Source organism: Halosimplex pelagicum, assembly GCF_013415905.1.
Taxonomy (GTDB): Archaea; Halobacteriota; Halobacteria; order Halobacteriales; family Haloarculaceae; genus Halosimplex; species Halosimplex pelagicum.
Window position 1 is genome coordinate 1,671,043 of sequence record NZ_CP058909.1, and the last position, 20,186, is coordinate 1,691,228.

The 20,186-nt window shown below is 69.5% G+C and carries 12 protein-coding genes; 9 read left to right on the plus strand and 3 right to left on the minus strand.

Features of this window, described 5'->3' with window-relative positions; genetic code table 11:
* Positions 1–2: 2 nt before the first annotated feature.
* From HZS54_RS08285 to HZS54_RS08310, 6 genes are all read left to right on the plus strand, one after another.
* Positions 3–3,005, plus strand: coding sequence for a fibronectin type III domain-containing protein (locus tag HZS54_RS08285; RefSeq protein ID WP_179921794.1), 3,003 nt, complete (start codon positions 3–5; stop codon positions 3,003–3,005).
* Positions 3,006–3,038: 33 nt separating this feature from the next.
* Positions 3,039–5,759, plus strand: a complete 2,721-nt coding sequence (locus HZS54_RS08290; protein WP_179921796.1) for an endo-1,4-beta-xylanase — start codon at positions 3,039–3,041, stop codon at positions 5,757–5,759.
* 104 nt (positions 5,760–5,863) lie between these two features.
* The gene (locus HZS54_RS08295) at positions 5,864–7,510 is read left to right on the plus strand and encodes a cellulase family glycosylhydrolase (RefSeq protein ID WP_179921798.1); all 1,647 of its coding nucleotides are present in this window, start codon (positions 5,864–5,866) and stop codon (positions 7,508–7,510) included.
* A 184-nt stretch (positions 7,511–7,694) separates the two neighbouring features.
* Entirely contained in the window at positions 7,695–9,572 is a 1,878-nt protein-coding gene (locus HZS54_RS08300) for a hypothetical protein (protein ID WP_179921800.1), read from the plus strand.
* Positions 9,573–9,701: 129 nt separating this feature from the next.
* Positions 9,702–11,606: a glycoside hydrolase family 5 protein gene (locus tag HZS54_RS08305; protein ID WP_179921802.1), complete on the plus strand. Its 1,905-nt coding sequence runs from the start codon at positions 9,702–9,704 to the stop codon at positions 11,604–11,606.
* A 155-nt stretch (positions 11,607–11,761) separates the two neighbouring features.
* Positions 11,762–12,325, plus strand: a complete 564-nt coding sequence (locus HZS54_RS08310) for a DoxX family protein (protein WP_179921804.1) — start codon at positions 11,762–11,764, stop codon at positions 12,323–12,325.
* 218 nt (positions 12,326–12,543) lie between these two features.
* Here HZS54_RS08310 and HZS54_RS08315 read toward each other — a convergent pair whose 3' ends face one another.
* Positions 12,544–13,452, minus strand: a complete 909-nt coding sequence (locus tag HZS54_RS08315) for a serine/threonine-protein kinase RIO2 (RefSeq protein ID WP_179921806.1) — start codon at positions 13,450–13,452, stop codon at positions 12,544–12,546.
* 289 nt (positions 13,453–13,741) lie between these two features.
* Here HZS54_RS08315 and HZS54_RS08320 point away from each other — a divergent pair, with 289 nt between their 5' ends.
* Entirely contained in the window at positions 13,742–15,910 is a 2,169-nt protein-coding gene (locus tag HZS54_RS08320) for an ABC transporter substrate-binding protein (RefSeq protein WP_179921808.1), read from the plus strand.
* Positions 15,911–16,085: 175 nt separating this feature from the next.
* Positions 16,086–17,135 carry a TrmB family transcriptional regulator gene (locus tag HZS54_RS08325; protein ID WP_179921810.1) on the plus strand — a complete coding sequence of 350 codons (1,050 nt, stop codon included), beginning with the start codon at positions 16,086–16,088 and terminating at the stop codon, positions 17,133–17,135.
* Between the two features lie 31 nt (positions 17,136–17,166).
* On the opposite strand, the gene HZS54_RS08330 is transcribed toward HZS54_RS08325, so the two are convergent.
* Complete coding sequence (locus HZS54_RS08330) at positions 17,167–17,550, minus strand: winged helix-turn-helix transcriptional regulator (protein ID WP_179921812.1); 384 nt, start codon at positions 17,548–17,550, stop codon at positions 17,167–17,169.
* 276 nt (positions 17,551–17,826) lie between these two features.
* Here HZS54_RS08330 and HZS54_RS08335 point away from each other — a divergent pair, with 276 nt between their 5' ends.
* The gene (locus HZS54_RS08335) at positions 17,827–18,246 is read left to right on the plus strand and encodes a DoxX family protein (RefSeq protein WP_179921814.1); all 420 of its coding nucleotides are present in this window, start codon (positions 17,827–17,829) and stop codon (positions 18,244–18,246) included.
* 4 nt (positions 18,247–18,250) lie between these two features.
* On the opposite strand, the gene HZS54_RS08340 is transcribed toward HZS54_RS08335, so the two are convergent.
* Entirely contained in the window at positions 18,251–20,167 is a 1,917-nt protein-coding gene (locus tag HZS54_RS08340; RefSeq protein ID WP_179921816.1) for a vWA domain-containing protein, read from the minus strand.
* Positions 20,168–20,186 lie beyond the last annotated feature (19 nt).

Here is a 20,186-nt window from a genome sequence, read left to right on the forward strand (position 1 = left end):
CGATGAACGACGACCACACCACGACCGATGCGAACCGGTGCGACGCCCGCGGCGACCGACCCGACGACGGTCGCTCGGACGACGGCACCGCGACGGCGACCAGGCGGACAGCGTTGAAAACGATCGGCGCGGCGGCGGCCGGCGGGACCGTCCTGTCCGGGCGCGCCAGTGCGGGCGTCCCGACGCCGCGGCTGCACACCGACGGCAAGTGGATCCGCGACCCGCAGGGCAACGCGGTGCAGCTACGCGGGATGGCCACAGCCGACCCCGCGTTCTACCGGCGCACCCACCCCAAGTCCTTCGAGGAGGTGCTCCGGTGGGCCACCGACACCGAGCGGGGCTGGCACCCCAACGTCGTCCGCCTGCCCTTTACCCAGGACAACGTCGCCCACTACGGCATCGACACCCTGATCTCGGAGTTCATCCGGCCGGCGGTGGAGATCCTGGCCTCCCGCGACGTGTACGCGCTGGTCGACTTCCACCTCATCCGGCCGTACACCCAGGAAGCGACGGAGACGTACAACAGCGAGAACGAGGACACGCTCGACCCCATCGACGACGTGATGACGAACTTCTGGAGCGCGGTCGCCCCGGAGTTCGCCGACGACGAGCACGTCGTCTACGAGCTGTTCAACGAGCCGACCCAGCCGACGATGTACGGCGACGACGAGGGCGCCTGGCAGACCTGGCGCGACGCCGCCCAGCCGTGGGTCGACCTCGTGCGCGAGCACGCGCCGGAGACGCCCATCATCATCGGGTCGCCGCGGTGGACCTCGGTGACCCACATGGCGCCGGAGTACCCCTTCGAGGGGGAGAACCTGATCTACGCGGCGCACATCTACCCCGACAACGGCGCGCCCTCGGAGTTCGACCAGTACTACGGCGAGCCGGCCAACGACGTGCCGGTCGTCGTCACGGAGTTCGGCTGGGACCCCAACGGAGGGAGCGTCGACCAGGGGACCACCTCCGGCTGGGGGGAGCCGTTCCGCCAGTGGGCGGAGGGCTACGCCAACATGGGCTGGATCTCCTGGTGTTTCGACGACTCGTGGGCGCCGACGTTCTTCGATTCCCAGGGCGAGGGCGCGGCCGAGTCCTGGACGCTCAAGACCGGCGACGACCAGATGGGCGGGTACATCAAGACCTGGCTGTCGGAGACCAAGGGAGACAGCGTCCCGGCGAGCACGGTCGACGACTCGACGGCGCCGCCGGCGCCCGGAAATCCGACGGTCTCGAACGCGACGGAGATCGGCGTCGACCTCTCGTGGGACGCCGTGACCGACGAGGGCGAGGCCGGCCTGTCGCACTACACCGTCTATCTGGACGGCGAGCGGGTCCAGGAGGCGCTGCCCGGCGCCACCACGACGACGGTCGGCGGGCTCTCGCCGGGGACGACCTACGAGTTCGTCGTCACCGCCGAGGACGACGCCGGCAACGAGTCCGACCCGGCGACCGTGGTCGCCGAGACCATCGCCCGGGACGCCCAGCAGTCGCCGTACAACGGCCCGCACACCCTGCCCGGTCGCGTCGAGGCCGAGGACTTCGACGAGGGCGGCCAGGGGATCAGCTACTACGACACCACCGCCGCCAACCAGGGCGGGGCCTCCTACCGCGACACGGCCGTCGACATCGGCACGTCGGCGGAGTCCGGCTACAACGTCGGCTACATCTCGACCGGCGAGTGGCTGGAGTACACCGTCCAGGTCGAGTCCGCGGGGGCGCGCACGACGCGGGTCAACGTCTCGGCCGGGTCGGGCGGCGGCGGGGCGCTCCGGGTCTCCGTCGACGGCGAGACGCTGGCGACCCAGGACGTGTGGCAGACCGGCGGCTGGTCGAACTGGCAGACGATCCGCGTCGGCGACCTGGACCTGCCCGAGGGCGAGCACGTCGTCCGGGTCACCGCCGAGTCGGGCGCCTGGAACTTCGACTGGATCGAGTTCGGCGAGTCGAGCGGGAGCGGCGACACGACCGCCCCGCCGGCGCCCGCGAACCTCTCGGTGACCGGCACGACCAGCTCCTCGATCTCGGTCGAGTGGGACGCCGTCACCGACACCGGCGGGAGCGGGCTGGATCACTACGTCCTGTACGTCGACGGCAGTCAGGAGCAGACGGTCGCCGCGGGGACCACCTCGGCGACGGTCGAGGAGCTGTCGGCGGAGACCGCCTATCAGGTCGCCGTGTCGGCGGTCGACGGCGCGGGCAACGAGTCGGCGATGACGAGCGTCTCCGCGACGACCGCCGCCGGGGGCGACACGGAGGCGCCGTCGGCGCCCGCGAACCTCTCGGTGACGGGAACGTCGAGTTCGTCGGTCTCGGTGTCGTGGGACGCCGTCGCCGACGATGGGGGGAGCGGGCTGGACCACTACGTCGTTTCCCTCGACGGCAGCGAGGACCAGACGGTCCCGGCGGGCACCACGGCCGCCACCGTCGAGGACCTGTCGGCGGACACCGCCTACGAGATCGGCGTCGCCGCCGTCGACGGCGCCGGCAACGAGTCCGCGGCGGCGACCGTGACCGCGACGACCGCCGCCAGCGACGACGGCGAGGACGACGACGGCGAGACGCCCGTCGACGCGCTGGTGGTCAACGACTACGACGGCGATCCGTCGTGGTCGAGCCACCGCAACGACCTCGGACAGTGGTGCGGCGCCGGGAGCTTCGAGAACGGCGGCGGCGAGGTCGTCGACGGCGCGCTCGAACTCGACTACGACAACGGCGGCTGGTTCCAGGAGCAGATCAACCGGTCGGTCGAGGAGTACTCGACGCTGGTGTTCGAGGTCAGCGGCGCGAACGGCGGCGAGGAGTCCGAGGTCCTGTTCGACATGGGCGGCGTCCGAACCATGCTCGGCAACGTCACCGACGACTCCGTCGGCACGAGTACGGGGGCGGTGCGCGTCGACCTGGAATCGGCGGGCATCGACCGCTCTGTGGGGGATCTCTCGGTGCGGCTCAACTTCTGGCAGGGCGGTAGCAGCGTCCTCGCGATCGAGGAGATACGGCTCGAATAGCGCGCGAACCACACCACGGCACACACGGAACCTATGACGAACGACACACACGAGAGGGGAGAGACGGAACGAACAGACACCGCGGCCGCCGACGCGTCGGCCGACGGCGACGACATCGAGGTCGCGGACGCCGAGACGACCGGCGCGGAACGCCTGGCCTCGGACGGGGGCGACGCTCCCGAGGTCCGCGACGACGAGGCCGCCGAGGCCCTGGCGTCGATGGACCGGCGGGACTACCTGAAGGCGTCGCTGGCCGCGGCGGCGATGGCGGGTCTCGGTAGCGCGGCGAGCGGGACGGCGGCCGCCGAGACGGCCGACACCTCGAAGACCGTCGACGAGCGCATCCAGGAACACCGGGCCGGCGACCTCGAAGTGGTCGTCGAGAACCCCGACGGCTCGGCGGTCTCGGGCGCGGAGGTCTCGGTCTCCCAGCGGGAGCACGACTTCGGCTTCGGGACGGCGGTCAACGCCGACACGCTGATCAACCAGTCCGGCGAGGGGGACAACTACCGGACGTACATCCCGGAGCTGTTCAACAAGGCGGTGATGGAGAACCGCCACAAGTGGGACTTCTTCGAGAACGAGCAGGGGCTGGCCGACGAGGCCACCGACTGGATCCTCGACCAGGGGCTGGACATGCGCGGGCACGTCTGCCTGTGGGGTCGCGAGGACGTGGCCGCCATCCCGTCGGACATCAACACGGCCATCGACAACAACGACGCCGAGACGATCCGCGACCGGTCGATGGCCCACATCGAGGAGATCATCACCCACTACGGCGACGACTTCACCGAGTGGGAGGTCGTCAACGAGGCGATGCACGCCTACCAGATGCAGATCGGCGTCTACGGCGACCAGATCGACACCGAGGAGCCCTGGACCGGCGAGGTCGTCCCGTGGACCTCGCAACTCCTGGCGGACTGGTACGACGAGGCCGAATCGGTCATCGACGAGAACGGCTACGACCTGGGCATCGCGGTCAACGACTTCAACCAGTTCCCCTACGCCTACACCGACAGCCGCTACGAGTCGGAGATCGACCACATCAACTCCAACGCCGTCCAGCTCGACACGGTCGGGCTGCAGGCCCACGTCGCCGCCCGGCAGGGCGAGTTCAACAGCAACGACGACCCGGACGGGCGCATCGACGCCGCCACCGTCGCCGACGAGATGAACAAGTGGGCCGACCACGGCGCGCGGCTGAAGATCACCGAGTTCGACACCTACAACGGCGACGACTGGGCGGACGACGAGGAGCGCGCTCAGATGCTGGAGAACTATCTCCGGGGCGCCTTCTCCCACCCCGGCTGCGACGACTTCATCATGTGGGGCTTCTGGGACGGCCGCCACTGGGAGAGCGAAGCGCCGCTGTTCTACGACGACTGGTCGCGGAAGCCGGCCTACGACGTGTGGACCGGGCTGGTCTACGACGAGTGGTGGACCGACGACAGCGGGACGACCGACGGCTCGGGCGCCTACGCGACGACCGCCTACCTCGGCGACCACGAGGTCACCGTCAGTACCGACAGCGCGGAGACGACCGAGACGGTCTCGGTGTCGAACGCCTCGGGCACGACGACGGTCACGGTCACCGTCGAGGGCGACGGCGGCGAGACGGGGGACACTCAGCCGCCGTCGGTCCCGGAGAACCTCTCGGTGTCGTCGACGACCGACTCGACGGTCACCGTCACCTGGGACGGCGTCTCCGACAACGGCTCCTCGGGGCTCTCGGAGTACGTCGTCTGGGTCGACGGCAGCGAAGACCAGACGGTCGGTGCGGGGATGACGACGGCGACGGTCGAGGGGCTGTCGGCGGAGACCTCCTACGAGATCGGCGTCACGGCGGTCGACGGCGCGGGCAACGAGTCCGACGCCGCGACGGTGTCGGCGACGACCGCCGCCGGCGACGACGGCGACGACGGGACCGACGAACCGGCCGGCGACGCGCTGGTCGTCCACGAGTTCGACGGCGGGGCGTATCCCGGCTCGAACGACCTGGGCAACTGGGCCGACGGCGGCAGTTTCGCCAACGGGGGCGGGAGCGGCGAGGTCGCCGACGGCGCGCTCCGGCTGGCGTACGACAACGCCGGCTGGATGGGCTCGAACGTCGCCCGGTCGGTCGCCGACCGACCGACGCTGCACCTCCGCGTCCGCGGCGACTCGGGCGGCGAGGAGAGCGACTTCACCGTCCAGGTCGGCGGCGCGAGCGACGTGCTCGCGAACGTCACCGACGACGCCATCGGCACGAGCTACTCGACCGTCTCGGTCGACCTCGACGCGATGGGCGCCGACCTGGAGAACCCCCAGTCCGTCCGGCTGAACTTCTGGCAGGGCGCCTCGGGCGCCGTCGAGATCGACCGCATCGCCTTCGGCGGCCCCGGCAGCGGCGACGACTCGGGTGACGGGTCCGACGACGATTCGGACGGGTCGGACGGTTCTGACGGTTCTGACGGCTCCGATGGCTCTGACGGCTCCGACGGCGACTCGGGTAGCGGCGGCGACCTGATCGCGGAGATCGACCCGAGCGCGACCGCGGCGTCGGTCGGCGAGCGGGTCACCTTCCGCGTCACGGACACCACCGACTCCGGGCACTGGATCGACTCGCTGTCCTGGAGTCTGGGCAACGGCGAGTCCGCCGGCGGCTGGTACGCCGAGACGACGTACGACTCGGCGGGCACCTACACGGTCGAACTGACCGCGACGAACAACGAGGGCGCGACGACCACCGACGCGGTCGAGATCACCGTCTCCTGACGGCCGCGACCGGCGGGGCCGGCTCGGCGTCTGGCCGGCCGACCTCGACACGGGCCGTCCGGTGACGCTCCACGCGGGACGCGACTCCAGACGAGACACGACACATGCACTCCGACGACCCACCACGACAGGCACAGGACGGCGAACAGCGACGCGACTCCGCGGACGACCGCGGTCGGTCCGGCGGTAGCGGCGACGCCCCGAGCGGCGGGGCCGGCGGCACGCGGCGGCGGACGGTCCTGCGCGGCCTCGGTGGCGGGGTCGCGCTGGGCGCGGTCGGCACGCTCGGCGCGGCGGTGACGACGGCCGCCGGCGCCTCCTTCGGCGACGGCGTCAACCTCCAGCCGTCCTATTTCTGCGACGGCGACCAGGACCTGGGCTACGACCTGATGAGCGAGTACCCGGACATCGAGACGGTCCGGATCGAGATCGAACCGTTCTCCTTCGGCGAGGTCGCGACGACCGTCGAGGACGCCAAGCGCTGGATCGACGAGGCCGCCGCCCACGGCCTGAACGTGATCGCCACGTACCACCACTACCCCGACAACGGGTCGGCCGACGCCGCGGCGCTCCAGAACGCCGCCGAGTTCTGGGCCGAGCACTACGAGACGCTCTCGGCCGACACCGACATCACGGTCAACATGATGAACGAGTGGGGCAACCACCAGGTGACCGCCGACGAGTACGCGTCGGCGTACGACGAGGCGATCGGCACCGTCCGCTCGGAGACGAGCTACTCGGGGCCGATCGTCTGCGACGCGCCCGGCTGGGGACAGGGCACCTATCGGCTGGCCGACGCCGTCGAGATGATCGACGACGACGACCTGATCCTCTCGGCGCACGTCTACCCCAGCGCCTGGAACGCGACGACCGGCCAGAACCTCGTCCCCGAGGATCTGGACGTGCTCGACGAGACGAGCTACCCCTGCATGATCGGGGAGTTCGGCAACTACGCCAACTCGACGGGCGCCGACTGGTCGGCCATCGTCGACTACGCGAGCGAGCTGGGCTGGCCGGTGATCGGCTGGGCCTGGAACGGCGACGGCTCGAACGACCCGATGAACATGGCCGACCCCTACTGGGGCGACGACTGCTCGGCCGACAGCTACGCGACGAGCGACTACTTCCCGGTCGTCTACGAGAAGCTCGGCGACGGCGGGACCGCGACGGACTCGCCCACAGACGAGCCGAACACGCCGACCCCGACGGACGAACCGAGCACGCCCACAGACGAGCCGGAGACGCCCACTCCGACGGACGAGCCGGACACGCCGACCCCGACGGACGAGCCCGATACGCCGACGGACACGCCGGCGGCGGACGCGCTGGTCGTCGACGACTACGACGGCGATCCGGGCTGGGCCAGCCACCGCAACGACCTCGGGCAGTGGTGCGGCGCCGGCTCCTTCGAGAACGGCGGCGGCGAGGAGACGGGCGGCGCGCTGGTGCTGGAGTACGACGACGGCGGCTGGTTCCAGAGCCAGATCAACCGCGACGTGAGCGACTACGACGACCTCGTGATCCGCGTGAGCGGCGCCTCGGGCGGCGAGGAATCGGAGGTGCTGTTCGACATGGGCGGCGTGCGGACGATGCTCGCCGACGTGACCGACGACTCGATCGGCACGAGCGCGACGGACGTACGCGTCGACATGGAAGCGGCCGGGATCGACCGGTCGTCGCCCTCGGTGCGACTGAACTTCTGGCAGGGCGGCAGTAGCACCCTCGAGATCGAGGAGGTGCGACTGGAGTAGGCGCGCTGTCCCCCGCTCCCGTTCCCCGGGGTTTCCACGCCCCAAATCCACGCGTTCCGGGTCGCGCCGCGCGGCGCGGCCCGCCCGCCGTCGGGTCCGTTCGACCCGGCACCGTTAGCGTTTTGCAAAAATTATTTCTCTATTCGTTAACTTTAACAACTATCGTTCCGATATGTAGTTTGCAATGGTCGACAGACGAACCGTACTGAAGGGGGGTATCGCATTCGGAAGCCTGGGCCTGGCCTCGACAGTGGTGGGCCAGGAGTCCGCGCTGGTCGTCCACGACTTCGACGGGGGGACCTATCCCGGGTCGAACGACCTGGGCAACTGGGCCGGCGCGGGGAGTTTCGCCAACGGCGACGGGAGCGGGGAGGTCGCCGACGGCGCGCTCCGGCTGGAGTACGACAACGCCGGCTGGTTCGCGAGCAACGTCCGCCAGTCGGTCGCCGACCGCGACCGGCTGACGATGCGAGTCCGGGGGGACTCCGGCGGCGAGGAGAGCGACTTCCTGGTCGACGTGGGGGGCGCCAGGGACCTGCTCTCGAACCTCACCGACGACGCCATCGGGACGGAGTGGTCGACGGTGTCGGTCGACCTCTCGGCGGCGGGCGGGGACCCGGAGAACCCGAAGGCCGTGCGGATGAACTTCTGGCAGGGCGCCTCGGGCGCCGTCGAGATCGACCGGATCGCGTTCACGAGCGACGGCGAGGCGCCGCCCTCGACCGCGACGGCGACGCCGACGCCGATGGACCCGACGCCGACGGACACGCCGGACGACGAGACGCCCACGCCGACCGATACGCCGGACGACGACACGCCTACCGACGAACCCGACGACGACACGCCGACGGACGCCCCCGACGACGGCGGGAGTACCTGGGACGTGCCGTTCCCCGACCGGCCGCCCGAGCCCGACTCGCTGCCGGCGGCCTCGGAGATCACCGAGGACACGACGGTCGCGGAGCTGTACGAGGGCTTCGACGACCCCTACTACGTGCCGCGTAGCTTCACCGACTACCTGCCCGGCGAGACGGGCTCGAAGCTCCAGGAGTGGACGGACACCGAGAAGGCCGAGGAGTTCGGCTACGACGTGAGCGCCGTCGAGAACAACGTCGGCGACGGCTCGCTGACGCTCGGCCAGCTCGGCACGCAGGCGCTGCCGTACGTCAAACAGCTCGCCGAGAACGACTTCCCCGCGCACGCGACGGTGAAACTGCTGCCGCGGCTGGCGCTGCTGCCCGACGAGGAGGAGGACCCCGGCGTCCACGACGAGCCGTCGGCCGTCTGGGACGAGACCGCGGGGCCGACGGCCGCGACGAACGACCCCGACCAGTTCGTCCAGGACCGCTGGCCGACCGACGCCCGGACCTACCAGCCGATGGAGGTCCGCGTGCGCGACCGCGCTCACGACCAGCCCGAGTACGACGACAGCCGCGAGTGGGCGAGTTCCGGGAGCATCTCCGACTCCTTCTACAACGACGAGACGAACCCGGTGTTAGACGCCGCCGCCGAGAAGGTCCACCCGGTGACGGGCGAGTCCCTCGGCGGCGACGGCTTCACCGCCAACGCGCCGATGGAGGCGGAGATCCGCATCCACGAGACCGGCGGGGGCTACATGAACCAGTACATCAAGCTCACGAACACCAGCGAGGTGCCGTACTTCCAGGACGCCGCCGTCATCTGGTGGCTCGGCCCGTCGGGCGACGCCTCGAACCTCTCGGACGGCCACTGGAACAACCCGCACCGCCCGAGCGCGTCGCTGGGCCACCCCCAGCGCGACGTGATCGAGGTGAACCACCCCGACTACGACGAGCTGGCCGTCTACGCCGTCCGGCTGGCCAACCACGACGAACCGTACCACATGCGGACGATCTACCCGGGCCAGAGCGTCGCCATGGAGATCGGGACGCCCCGCGACGGCAGCGCGTGGTCGAGCAGTAGCGATCGCCAGGACCTCGTCGACACGATGCTCGACTCGCTGCACGTCGAACTGGAGACGAACCTGAACCGCAACGACCCGATCATCGACGCCATCGACCTGACGTACCGCGTCCCGAACTGACCGCGAACGCTCCGGAACCGATCGGGACCGTTCCCGAGTCGACCGCGACCGTTCCACGACCCCGCCCGCGACCGCGGCGTCGTCGCCCCTGACGGCGGCGCCGCGCCGCGGATCCCGCTCCGTCCTCAGATGACACACGACCACACCAGCGAACGGACCGACGCATCGACAGCCGACCGAACCGACGCAGCGACCGGCGACCAGACCGCCGAGGGCCGAACGGGCGACACCGCCGGTGACCGCGCTGGCGACTCCTCGGGCGGCCACGCCGACGGGATCGTCCGCCGGGTCGACGCCGTCTCCCGGCGGAACTTCCTGCGGGCGGCCGGGGGCGCGGGCGCCGCGACGGCGCTCGGGCTGGGCATCACCGGCAGCGCCGCCGCCGACGGCATCCCGACGCCCTGGCTCCACCGCGACGGCAACCTGATCCGCGACCCCAGCGACAACGAGGTGATCCTGCGGGGGGTGAACGTCCCCGACGCCAAGCGGATGAACGCCAAGGAGTTCCGCCCGGACGCCGACGAGACCATCGCGCGCGCCACGAACGCCGACGAGGGGTGGTACTCGCGGATCGTGCGCCTCCCGATCCAGCCCACCGACGTGGGCGGTCACGACACCGGCGGCATCCCGCCGGTCCCTGGATTCTCCCAATCTCAGCTGGAGAGCTACGTCGAGAACCACCTCCGCCCGGCCGTCGACACCTGCGCCGAGCGGAACGTCTACTGCATCGTCGACTACCACCGCCACCGCGGGCAGGACGACGAACACGCCTACGACAGCGAGGGCATCGACGAGGAGCTCACGATGTTCTGGGAGACGGTGGCCCCGGAGTTCGCCGAGGACTCGAACGTCCTCTTCGAGGTGTACAACGAGCCGATCCACCCCTATCAGGGCCACTACGAGCCCAACGTCGACGTAGCGCCGGACGACGACGAGGCCATCCAGACGTGGAACACCTGGAAGGAGGCGGCCCAGCCGTGGGTCGACACCATCCGCGAGCACGCCCCGCAGAACCTGATCCTGATCGGGTCGCCCCGGTGGAGCCAGTGGACCTACCAGGCGCCGCGCAACGAGTTCGACGGCGACAACCTCGCCTACACCGGGCACGTCTACGGTCACCAGAACCTCCGGCCGCTCTCGAAGTACTTCGGCGAACCGGCCGAGGAGGTGCCCGTGTTCGTGACCGAGTTCGGGTGGGGGGAGCACGGCGCCGACTACATCACCGGGACCGCCGACGACGAGGGTCAGGAGTTCGTCGAGTTCTTCGCGAACTACGACGTCCACTGGCAGGTCTGGTGTTTCGACAGCAAGTGGCGGCCAGCGATGCTCGACCACGACTGGTCGGTCAAGGCGTACGGCGAGTTCTGGAAGGACGAACTCGCCGTACACCGCGACGACGACGTGCCCGCCGGCGAGGTGGATACCGGCACCGACGACGACACGCCGACGGACACGGCGACGCCGACCGCGACGCCGACGGCCACGCCGACCGCGACGCCGACGGCCACACCCACCGACACGCCGACGCCCAGCGGTCCCACGTCGACGCCGACACCGACAGACGCGCCGAGTACGCCCATCGACACGCCGGCGAGCGATGCCCTCGTGGTCAACGACTACGACGGCGACCCCGCATGGTCGGCCAACCGCAACGACCTCGGCCAGTGGTGTGGCGCCGGCTCCTTCGCCAACGGGTCCGGCGAGGTCTCCGACGGCGCGCTCGTGCTGGAGTACGACGACGGCGGCTGGTACCAGGAGCAGATCAACCGGGACGTGTCGAGCTACGCGACGCTCGTCCTCTCGGTCGCCGGCGCGAACGGGGGCGAGGCGTCGGAGATCGGCTTCAGTATGGGCGGCGCGAGCGGGATGCTCGCCGACGTGACCGACGACGCGATCGACACTTCGTTCTCCGAGGTGCGGGTCGACATGGAGTCGGCGGGCGTCGACCGGACTTCCTCGTCGCTGTCGCTGCGGCTCAACTTCTGGCAGGGCGGGAGTAGCACGCTGCGGATCGGCGGCCTCCGACTGGAGTAGCGCCGCCGTCGCCCCGTCTCTCGTGCCCGGGGCGGACGAACCGTCCGTTTCGCGGGCGCAAGTTTCTCACTCGCCGGGAACGGTTCTCGGTCGGAGAGAACAGCCTGTCGGGTATATACTCCGAACCGGCGTCTCTACAGATAGAGGTCACCACTATGGCAACGACCACCCCCGGCGTCAACGAGTTCGAGAGCAGAATCGGCGGCATCACGGTCCACGGCAAGGCCCACAGCCTGTCGGCGTGGTTCGTGCTGGCGCTGCGGCTGATGATGGGCTACGCGTTCCTGTACTCGGGCGCGACGAAGGTGCTCGAAGGCGGGTTCTCCGCCCAGGGCTACCTGGTCCACGCGGCGGGGACGAACGGCAACCCGCTGGAAGCGATGTTCGTCTGGATGGGGACGACCGACTGGTTCGTCGCGTTCGCGAACGTCGCCGTCCCGTGGGGCGAGGTCCTCATCGGGCTGGGCCTGCTCGTCGGTGCGCTGGTCCGCCTCGCGGCCCTGTTCGGCGCGCTCATGATGCTCATGTTCTACTTCGGGAACTGGAGCGTCGAACACGGGCTCATCAACGGCGACTTCGCCTACATGCTCGTGTTCCTCGCCGTCGCCGCCTTCGGCGCCGGCCGCATCCTCGGGCTGGACGCGCTGATCGAACGCTACGAGGTCGGCGGCGAGGCGCTGGTCGAGCGCTACCCCCGCCTGGAATACGTCCTCGGCTGAGGCCGGGACCGAGTCGGTCCGAGCGTTCGCGCCCATCTGTTTTCGCTCGCAAACCGAGATACCGTCCGAGAGGCTCCGTATCGTCGAATTCTGTGGGTTACCGGAGGCCACCGAGTGAGAATTTGATATCGCGATATGTGATTTATGCGTTCGAGGTGCTAACGGGGTTCTGTCGGGATCTGTCGGACAGAAAACTACAGATCGGCCGAAAACGGGACCTACTCGGCGAACTCGGCGACCGACTCGAACGAATCGTCGGCGAGCGCTCCGGCGAGGGCGGACACGTCGATCTCGTCGACGTGGCTGGGGTACTTGCGGGCGAAGTACCCCACCAGATTCTCTACGTCGCGTTCGAGGAGTTCGCGGGCGTTCTCGTGGTCGGTGGGGACGGCCTGGGGCCAGTCGAAGACGACGACGCCTTCCTCGGTGACGAAGACGTTGTACTCGCTCATGTCGGCGTGGACGTACCCCTCGGCGTAGGCGGTCGCCATCTCCGCGAGGATCAGTTCCATGACGGGGATCACCTGCGCGTCGGTGAGCTTCGTCCGGGAGAGCTCGACGCCGTCGACCTTCTCCATGACGAGGGCGTGACGGTTGTGATCGACCGGCTGGGGGACGGACACGTCGGGGTACAGCGATTCGAGGGCGTCGTACTCGCGCTCGGCGGCCTTGCGCGCGGTGTACTGCCAGGAGACGTGGTCCCGGTCGGAGGTGTAGTCGCGCTCTTTCATCACTTCGCGGAAGTTGGTGTAGCCCTCGCGGTGGTACTTCAGCGCGAGCGGGCGATAGGAGCGCACCTCGTACACGTCGCTCTCCTTGCCGACGCCCAGGGGCGCGCCGACGCCGTCGAAGGTCTCCCGCTCGGCGAAGGTGTGCAACGCGAGCGCGTCGTACCCCTCGAAGGTGAGCTTGAACCCCTCGTACTGGATGGTCTTGCGCTCGACCAGCCCGCGGTCCTCACAGCGGTCCAGCCGGTAGTCCACGTTCTCCGCGGAGAGGCGGGTGTACTCCGGGAGTTTCTCGCGGTCGACGTACTCCGAGAAGCGCATCCCCTGTTCGACCCCCGAGAGCAGATAGAAGTCCTCGGGTTCGAGGTCGGCTATCACGGATGCCACGTTCTGGACCATTACTCGCCCGTACTCCGTCGATAGGGAAAAGCCCGACGCGTCGGCCGCGACCGGCCAATAAAGCACATACCGCGATATCGAATCGCTCCCGGACTGTCGAACTGGTCGCCCCGAACGAACGGTCTCACGGGCCGCCGATCGCTCGTTCGCGATCGCCGTAGCCGAGACTCGGTGAGCGGAATCACCGTTTTACAGGCCCGAACGGCCGAACGAGCTGGCTGAAAATATAGTGAAGAAGTTTTTCCACCAGAAATTATTTCAAGGGGTGGGCCACAGTAGGGCACGGATCATGGTAGTTAATCACGAGGGTAACGAGGCGGACGGCGAGTCGACGAGCGGGGTCTCGCGTCGTCGGTACGCGCAGGTGATCGCGGGGCTGGGTGCGGCGGGGCTGGCCGGCTGTCCGAGCGAGAGCGGGTCGACGGCGACACCGCTCGGGTCGAGCGACGACACGGTGGAACCGATCGAGTCCGAGAACACGGTGGCCGACGGGGCGGAGAACACGGCGGCGGCGACGGCGACCGACCGCGAGCCGGTCGTCGACACGATCGCCTACGCCCACGCGAACTCGCCGGACGTGTTCGACTGGAACCCGTGGACGCCCCAGGACAACACCGCCGGCGACCTGTGGATGTCGGACCTCCACGGGCTCCGGAACGTCCACACGACGAACCTCTCCTACAGCGGGACGACGATCCCCACGCCGCACAAGCCCGATCACGAGGAGATCGAGGTCATGACGTGGATCGAGGGGTGGGAGGTCGAGCCGCCCTACGACTGGTACGACCACCACGACGACCGCTCGGCGTACTGGTCGGGTGACGCCCACGACGCGGTCGCCCGCGAGAAACACAACCACGTCGAGTTCTTCCAGGCCGGGAACAAGTTCACCGAGGACGCGACGTTCAACCAGCGCGCCGAGGACCAGTGGACGCTCCACCAGTGGACCGACAAGGGGTCGGTCCCCGAGCAGGAGCCGGACCCGACGGCGCGGAACATCCTGGAGACGAACGCGGGGCCGGTCGACGGCGACCCGCCGCTGCATCCGTCGTTCACGGAGCCGTATCTGGAGCAGTACCGCGACGCGGGCTCGCGCGACCGGGCGACGTCGGTGACCGACGAGCTGAAGAGCGACCGCGTCTCGCTCGACCGCATCGCCCTGTCGGGCGGGACAGACGAGTACCTCGCCGGGTCCGGCCCCTACCGGCTGAAGTCGATGGACGACGTGGGCTCCGAGCGGATGATCCTCCGGCTCGACCCCGACCATCCCAACGCCGGCCACACCAACGTCGACAAGCTCGCCATCTACTGGGCGGAGGGCGACCGCGCCCAGACGCTGAAGACCGAGGGCGTACTGGACGTGAACGTCGGGGACGTCTCGCCCGGCGCGTCGCTGAACCGCGAGGTGCTGCCCGACTACATGCAGGAGTTCACGCGGTGGCTGCGCGCGACCGGCGGGGACATGTGGAAGTTCAACTGGAACAACCCGCACCTCCAGAACCTCTGGGTGCGGCGCGCGCTGGTCGAAGCGGTCGACTGGAACGCCGTCTCCGCCAACGGCTGGGGCCAGGGCGGCGCCCAGCCGCTCGCGAACGACACGTTCCTGCTGGACGCCCAGTCGGAAGCGGTCTTCTCCGAGGAGTTCCTCGACGGCCTGCACACCTACTCGCGGGACTCGAACACGGAGAGGGCCACCGAGTACATGAAGCGCGCGGGGTACAGCAAGCAGGGCGGCCAGTGGGTCGACCCGACGGGTAACTCCGCCGCGATCGACCTGTTCGCCACGTCGACGATCCCCGAACACATCCAGGCCGCCCAGACGATCCGGGCGAACCTCGCCAACTGGGGCTTCGGCGTCAACCTCTCGACGCAGGGGTGGTCGACGTGGTCGAACAACCTCGACCCCAACGGCGGGCTGAACTACGAGTCGTCGCTGTACTGGCACGGCGACCCGTACGTCTTCCAGTACTACCACGACGTGGGCGCCTGGTGGGACGAGACGCTCGTCGCCGGCAGCCCCACCTCGCCCGACCCGATCGAGGCCAAGCCCGAGGACACCGTCGACACCCAGGGCAAACCGATCGTCCAGCAGGTGCCCGACGAGCCGGGCGCCTTCGAGGCGCCCGACGAGGCCGGGAAGGCCCCCGATCTGGACAACGCGAGCGAGGTCAACCTCGTCGAGACCGTCAACGCGATCCGCCAGCCGGGCAACAGCGAGGCCGAGCGCCAGCAGCTCTACCGCACCTGCGCGAAGTACTACAACTTCTACGTCCCCCATTTCCCGTTCCACCAGTACATGCAGGGGTCGTTCGGCAACGTCCGCGACTTCGACTGGCCGGGCCCCTCGGCGCGGGCGTTCGACTACGAGCATTCCTTCGGCATCGAGAACGTGCTCGTGCTCGGCGGGATCGCACAGGCCAGCTACGACACCGAGTTCGAACGGCCGGAGGAGGGATAGACATGTAACGGTCCCGTCGTCGCCGGGCCCGGCGTCCGGTCGGGCGACCGGTCCGAAACTCCTTGTCACGAGGTTTCCGGCGGCCGCGACGCGGCGTCGCTCCCACCCTCGCGGTCGCCGGGGCGGCTTCCGCCGAACAACACACGGATTACTCGCGAGTGAGAGGTCGATACAAATGGACTCCGACGACGCGGCACTGCGCGAACAGTTGCGGGTGTTCGGGCTCTCGGACAACGAGATCAACACGTACTTCGCGCTGCTGGAACTGGGCGAGGCGACGACCAGCGCCGTCGCCGACGAGGCGGGCGTCACCCAGCGGTCGGTGTACAACATCGTCGAGCGCCTCGAAGGGCGGGGGCTCGTCCGGGTCAACGACCACGTCTCGCCGACGACGATCCGCGCGCTCCCGCCGCGGGAGGCGATGGCCGACATCTCCGAGCGCATCGACGCGATGACCCCCGCCCTGGAGGAGCGGTTCACCGAGACCCGGCCCCGGACCTCGGAGATCGAGATGGCGAAATCCCGGCGGAAGGCGCTCAAGAACCTGCGCGAGGACATCGAGAGCGCCGAGTCGGAGGTGCTGGTCTCGGTGCCGGCGGACGTGGTCCCGGAGATCGAGGACGAACTGCGCGCGGCCCGCGAGCGGGGGGCGCTCGTGCTCCTGCTGGTCGGCGAGGTCGAGAACATCGACGCGGCGGCCGAGCGCTACGCGGGGCTCGCGACGGTCGTGCGCTGCTGGGGCGACGAGATGGCGTTCGCCTACGCCGTCGACGACGAGCGGGCGATGATCGGCAGCCCCGAGGTGTTCGACGGCGCGTACTTCGAAGAGGGCGTCGTCTGGGTGTCCGAGTGGGGACTGACCGGCGCGGTCATCGCCACGTTCCTCGGCGCCTACTGGCCGTTCCCCTGGGAGGTCCACGTCGCCGACCCGGTCGAGCTACCGGCGACCTTCGAGTGGTTCCGCACGGCGACCTTCACCGCAGTCCGTCACCGACGGATGGGGACCGACCTGCGCGCAGCGGTCGAGACCGAATCCGGCGAGCGCGTCGTCGGGCGCGTCAACGACGTGCGCCAGGCGCTGGTCGACCCCGCGACCAACCAGTTCACGCTGGAGAACGGGTTCGTCCTCGACACCGACGAGGGAACCGTTAGCGTCGGCGCCTCGGGGGGCTACCTCGAGGACTACCGCGGCACGTCCGTCCGGCTCCGGCCGGTCGAGGACTGAACGCGGGACGACGCGGTTCGCGGTCGCGGCGTCACTCGCCGGCGACGGCCTCGACGGCCGCCATCGCCTCAGCCTCGTCGGCGTCCTCGCCGAGCCACTCGTCGGCCCACCCCTCGATGGCGTCGAAGACCGGACAGAGCGATTCGCCCTTCGCGGTCAGCGAGTAGAACGTCGCCACGGGGGCGTCCTCTTCGAGCCGGCGGTCGACCAGGTCGAGTTCCTGCAGGTCGTCGAGCACGCGCGAGAGCGTGCGCGAGCTCGCGCCGGTCGAGCGTTTGAGCTCGTTGAACCGCTTCTCGCCCTCCTGGAGGTCGTACAGCACGACCAGCCGCCACTGCGAGCCGATCTGTTCGAGGGAGTCGACTACCGGACAGGCCTCGGGGTTCGCCGCTTCGGAGTTCGCGTCGGTCGCCATATGTTCCCTCGTACTCCGCCCACCTACTTAGGTAGTTCGTTCACGAACCCGGTATCACCGAGACACCTGATTTCCGGCTGCCGCCGCGGGCCGCTCGCGCCGACCTCGCTATCGCCCGGTAACACCGGCGTCTCCCGGTGACACCAATGTCAGATAACATATATTTGTGTGGGGGATCTACGTGCTGTCGATGTCAGAGGCACGCGTTCACGACGACGGCACGGACGACAGCACAGACGACGACCACGCCGCGGCCCGAACCGGGGTGACTGCCTGATGGTCGTCGAGTCGGCGGCGGGCGAGGCGGTCTTCCTGGTCGCTCGCCTGCTGTTCGGCGGCGTCCTCGCGTTCATGGGGATCAACCACTTCTCGGGCGTCGAGGGGATGGCCGGCTACGCCGAGATGAAGGGGATCCCGGCGCCGCGGTTCTCGGTGATCGCCTCGGGCGTGACGCTCGTCCTCGGCGGGGTCGGCGTCGCCCTCGGCGTCGCGCCCGTTCTCGCGGCCGGCGCCCTGGCGACCTTCCTGTTGGTCTCGGCCGTGACGATGCACGACTTCTGGGCGGTGCCCGAGGACCAGACCCAGGACGAGATGACCGGCTTCCTGAAGAACGTCGCGCTGGCGGGCGGCGCGCTCGGCTTCCTCGCGCTCGGCGGGCAGGCGTGGCCCTACGCGGTCGGCGTCGGGCTCTTCTAGCGGCTCACTCGACCCGTTCGCTCGCGCTCGCCCTGGACCGCCGCTTCTGGGAGATCCCGTAGGCAGCGACCGCGAGCGTCACGAGGAGGTTGACCGCTCCGAGCAGTGGCAGGTCGCCCTCGAAGCGTCCGAAGAGGCCAGCGTTCGAGGCGGACTCGCCGTCGTCGCGGGGGCCGCCCTCGTCCGCGAGGGCCGCGGTCGTACGGGAGTCGTCGGACTGTGACTCCGCGACCGTCGGCATCGGCGACGGGGTGGCGCGGTCGTCGGGGGCCGACGCTTCGTCCTCCTCACCGCGCTCCGCTCCGCCGTCGGCGGCCGCCAGCCGTTCGAGTATCGCCAGGTCCCGCTCCATGCGGTCGGCGCCCAGCGCCGCCTTCTCGGCGCGGAAGTGCTCGACGAAGCGGTCGAACCGGCGGTCGTACGGCGCGCTGACGGCGAGGTCGACCGACGACTGCTCCCACTGGTCGTCGTGGTCCCGGTACTCGATGGCCGCGTCGGCGGAGTCGGCACCGGCGTCGCCGCCGGCGCGCTCGTGAGCCATCCAGTTGCGCACCAGGCTCCCGTACTCGGCGAGCGCGACGGCCTTTCGGACCCCGCTGGACTCGTAGTACGGCGCCGTTCGCGACTCGAAGCCCACGTTTCTCGTCACCGTCCGGGCGCCGCCGCCGGGGTCCTCGTAGCTCGCGACGAGGTCGAGCGTCGGGTCGCTACCGGTCTTCGCCACTTCCAGCAGGACGACGCCGCCCTCCGTCTTGTTGCCCTCGCGTCTGGAGGGGAACAGCGTCGTGACCTCCATGAGTTCGGCGCTGGCGGCGTCGGCCTGGGGCGACCCGTAGACGTTCTCGATCCGGTAGCCGTCGCCGGCGACTTCCAGCGAGAGGTTGTACACCAGCGGCGTCACCATGTAGGCGAAGCCCTCGTCCATGCGCTCGTCGAATCCCGCCGGCGAGTCGACGGTGTAGTAGTTCGCCCCCCGCACCGTCGAGACGGTCTCGGTCAGCCGGGAGTTGAAGTCGACGCCGACGCCGACGAACGTGGTGTGGATGCCCCGGTTCGCGTACGAGCGCATCCGCGACTCCAGGGCCGCGCCGTCGGTCTCGCCGAGGTTCGGCATCGTGTCGGTGACGTAGACCACGCGGGTCTCCCGCTCGCTGTTCCCGGCGTGCGCCGAGAGCATCTCCTCGGCGCGGCCCATGCCGGCGTCTAAGTTCGTGCCGCCGTCGGCCCGCAGCGACCGCATCTCGCTCCGGAGGTCGCCCCTGTCGGTCTCGCCGACCTGCTGGAGCCCCTGGACGGTGCGGGCGGTGTTGTCGTAGGCGACGACGCCGACCCGGTCGCTCGCGTTCAGCCGGCCCAGCATCGAGACGACGGCGTCGCCCGCGGCGTCGATCTTCGGCTGGTTCTCCTCGACCTGACGCTCCTCGCCGCCGTCGTGGTAGTACTCGCTGAACTGGTCGCTCATCGACCCCGAGGTGTCGATGACGACCACGAGGTTCAGCGGCTTGCGCTCGAAGTCGGCCTTCGAGACCCCGGAGTTGAGCCCGACGGTGACGAACCGCTCGGTGTCGTTGGCGAGCGGGTCGCGGGTCACCGCGGCGCTGTAGGAGGGACAGAAGAGCGCCTCGCACGGCCGAGACTGGCCGGTGTCGAAGTAGTAGTCGTGGAACAGTCCCTCGTAGGTCAGATCGGTCGGCTGGGGGACGTACCCCTCCTCGACGTTGCTCCGGAAGGCGTTGGCGTCGGCGGCGCCGCCGGCGCTGACGCCGATGTTGTTGCTCCCGCCGCTGGACCCGTCGCCGGCCATCGCGCCGCTGCCCCCGTCGCCGCCGCCCACGGGACCGCCCGAGCTGTTCGACGCGCCTCCACAGCCGGCGAGGACCACCAGCGCGACCACCGCCACCGCGAGTAGTGCCTGACGCATGCACCACGATCGTTCACGT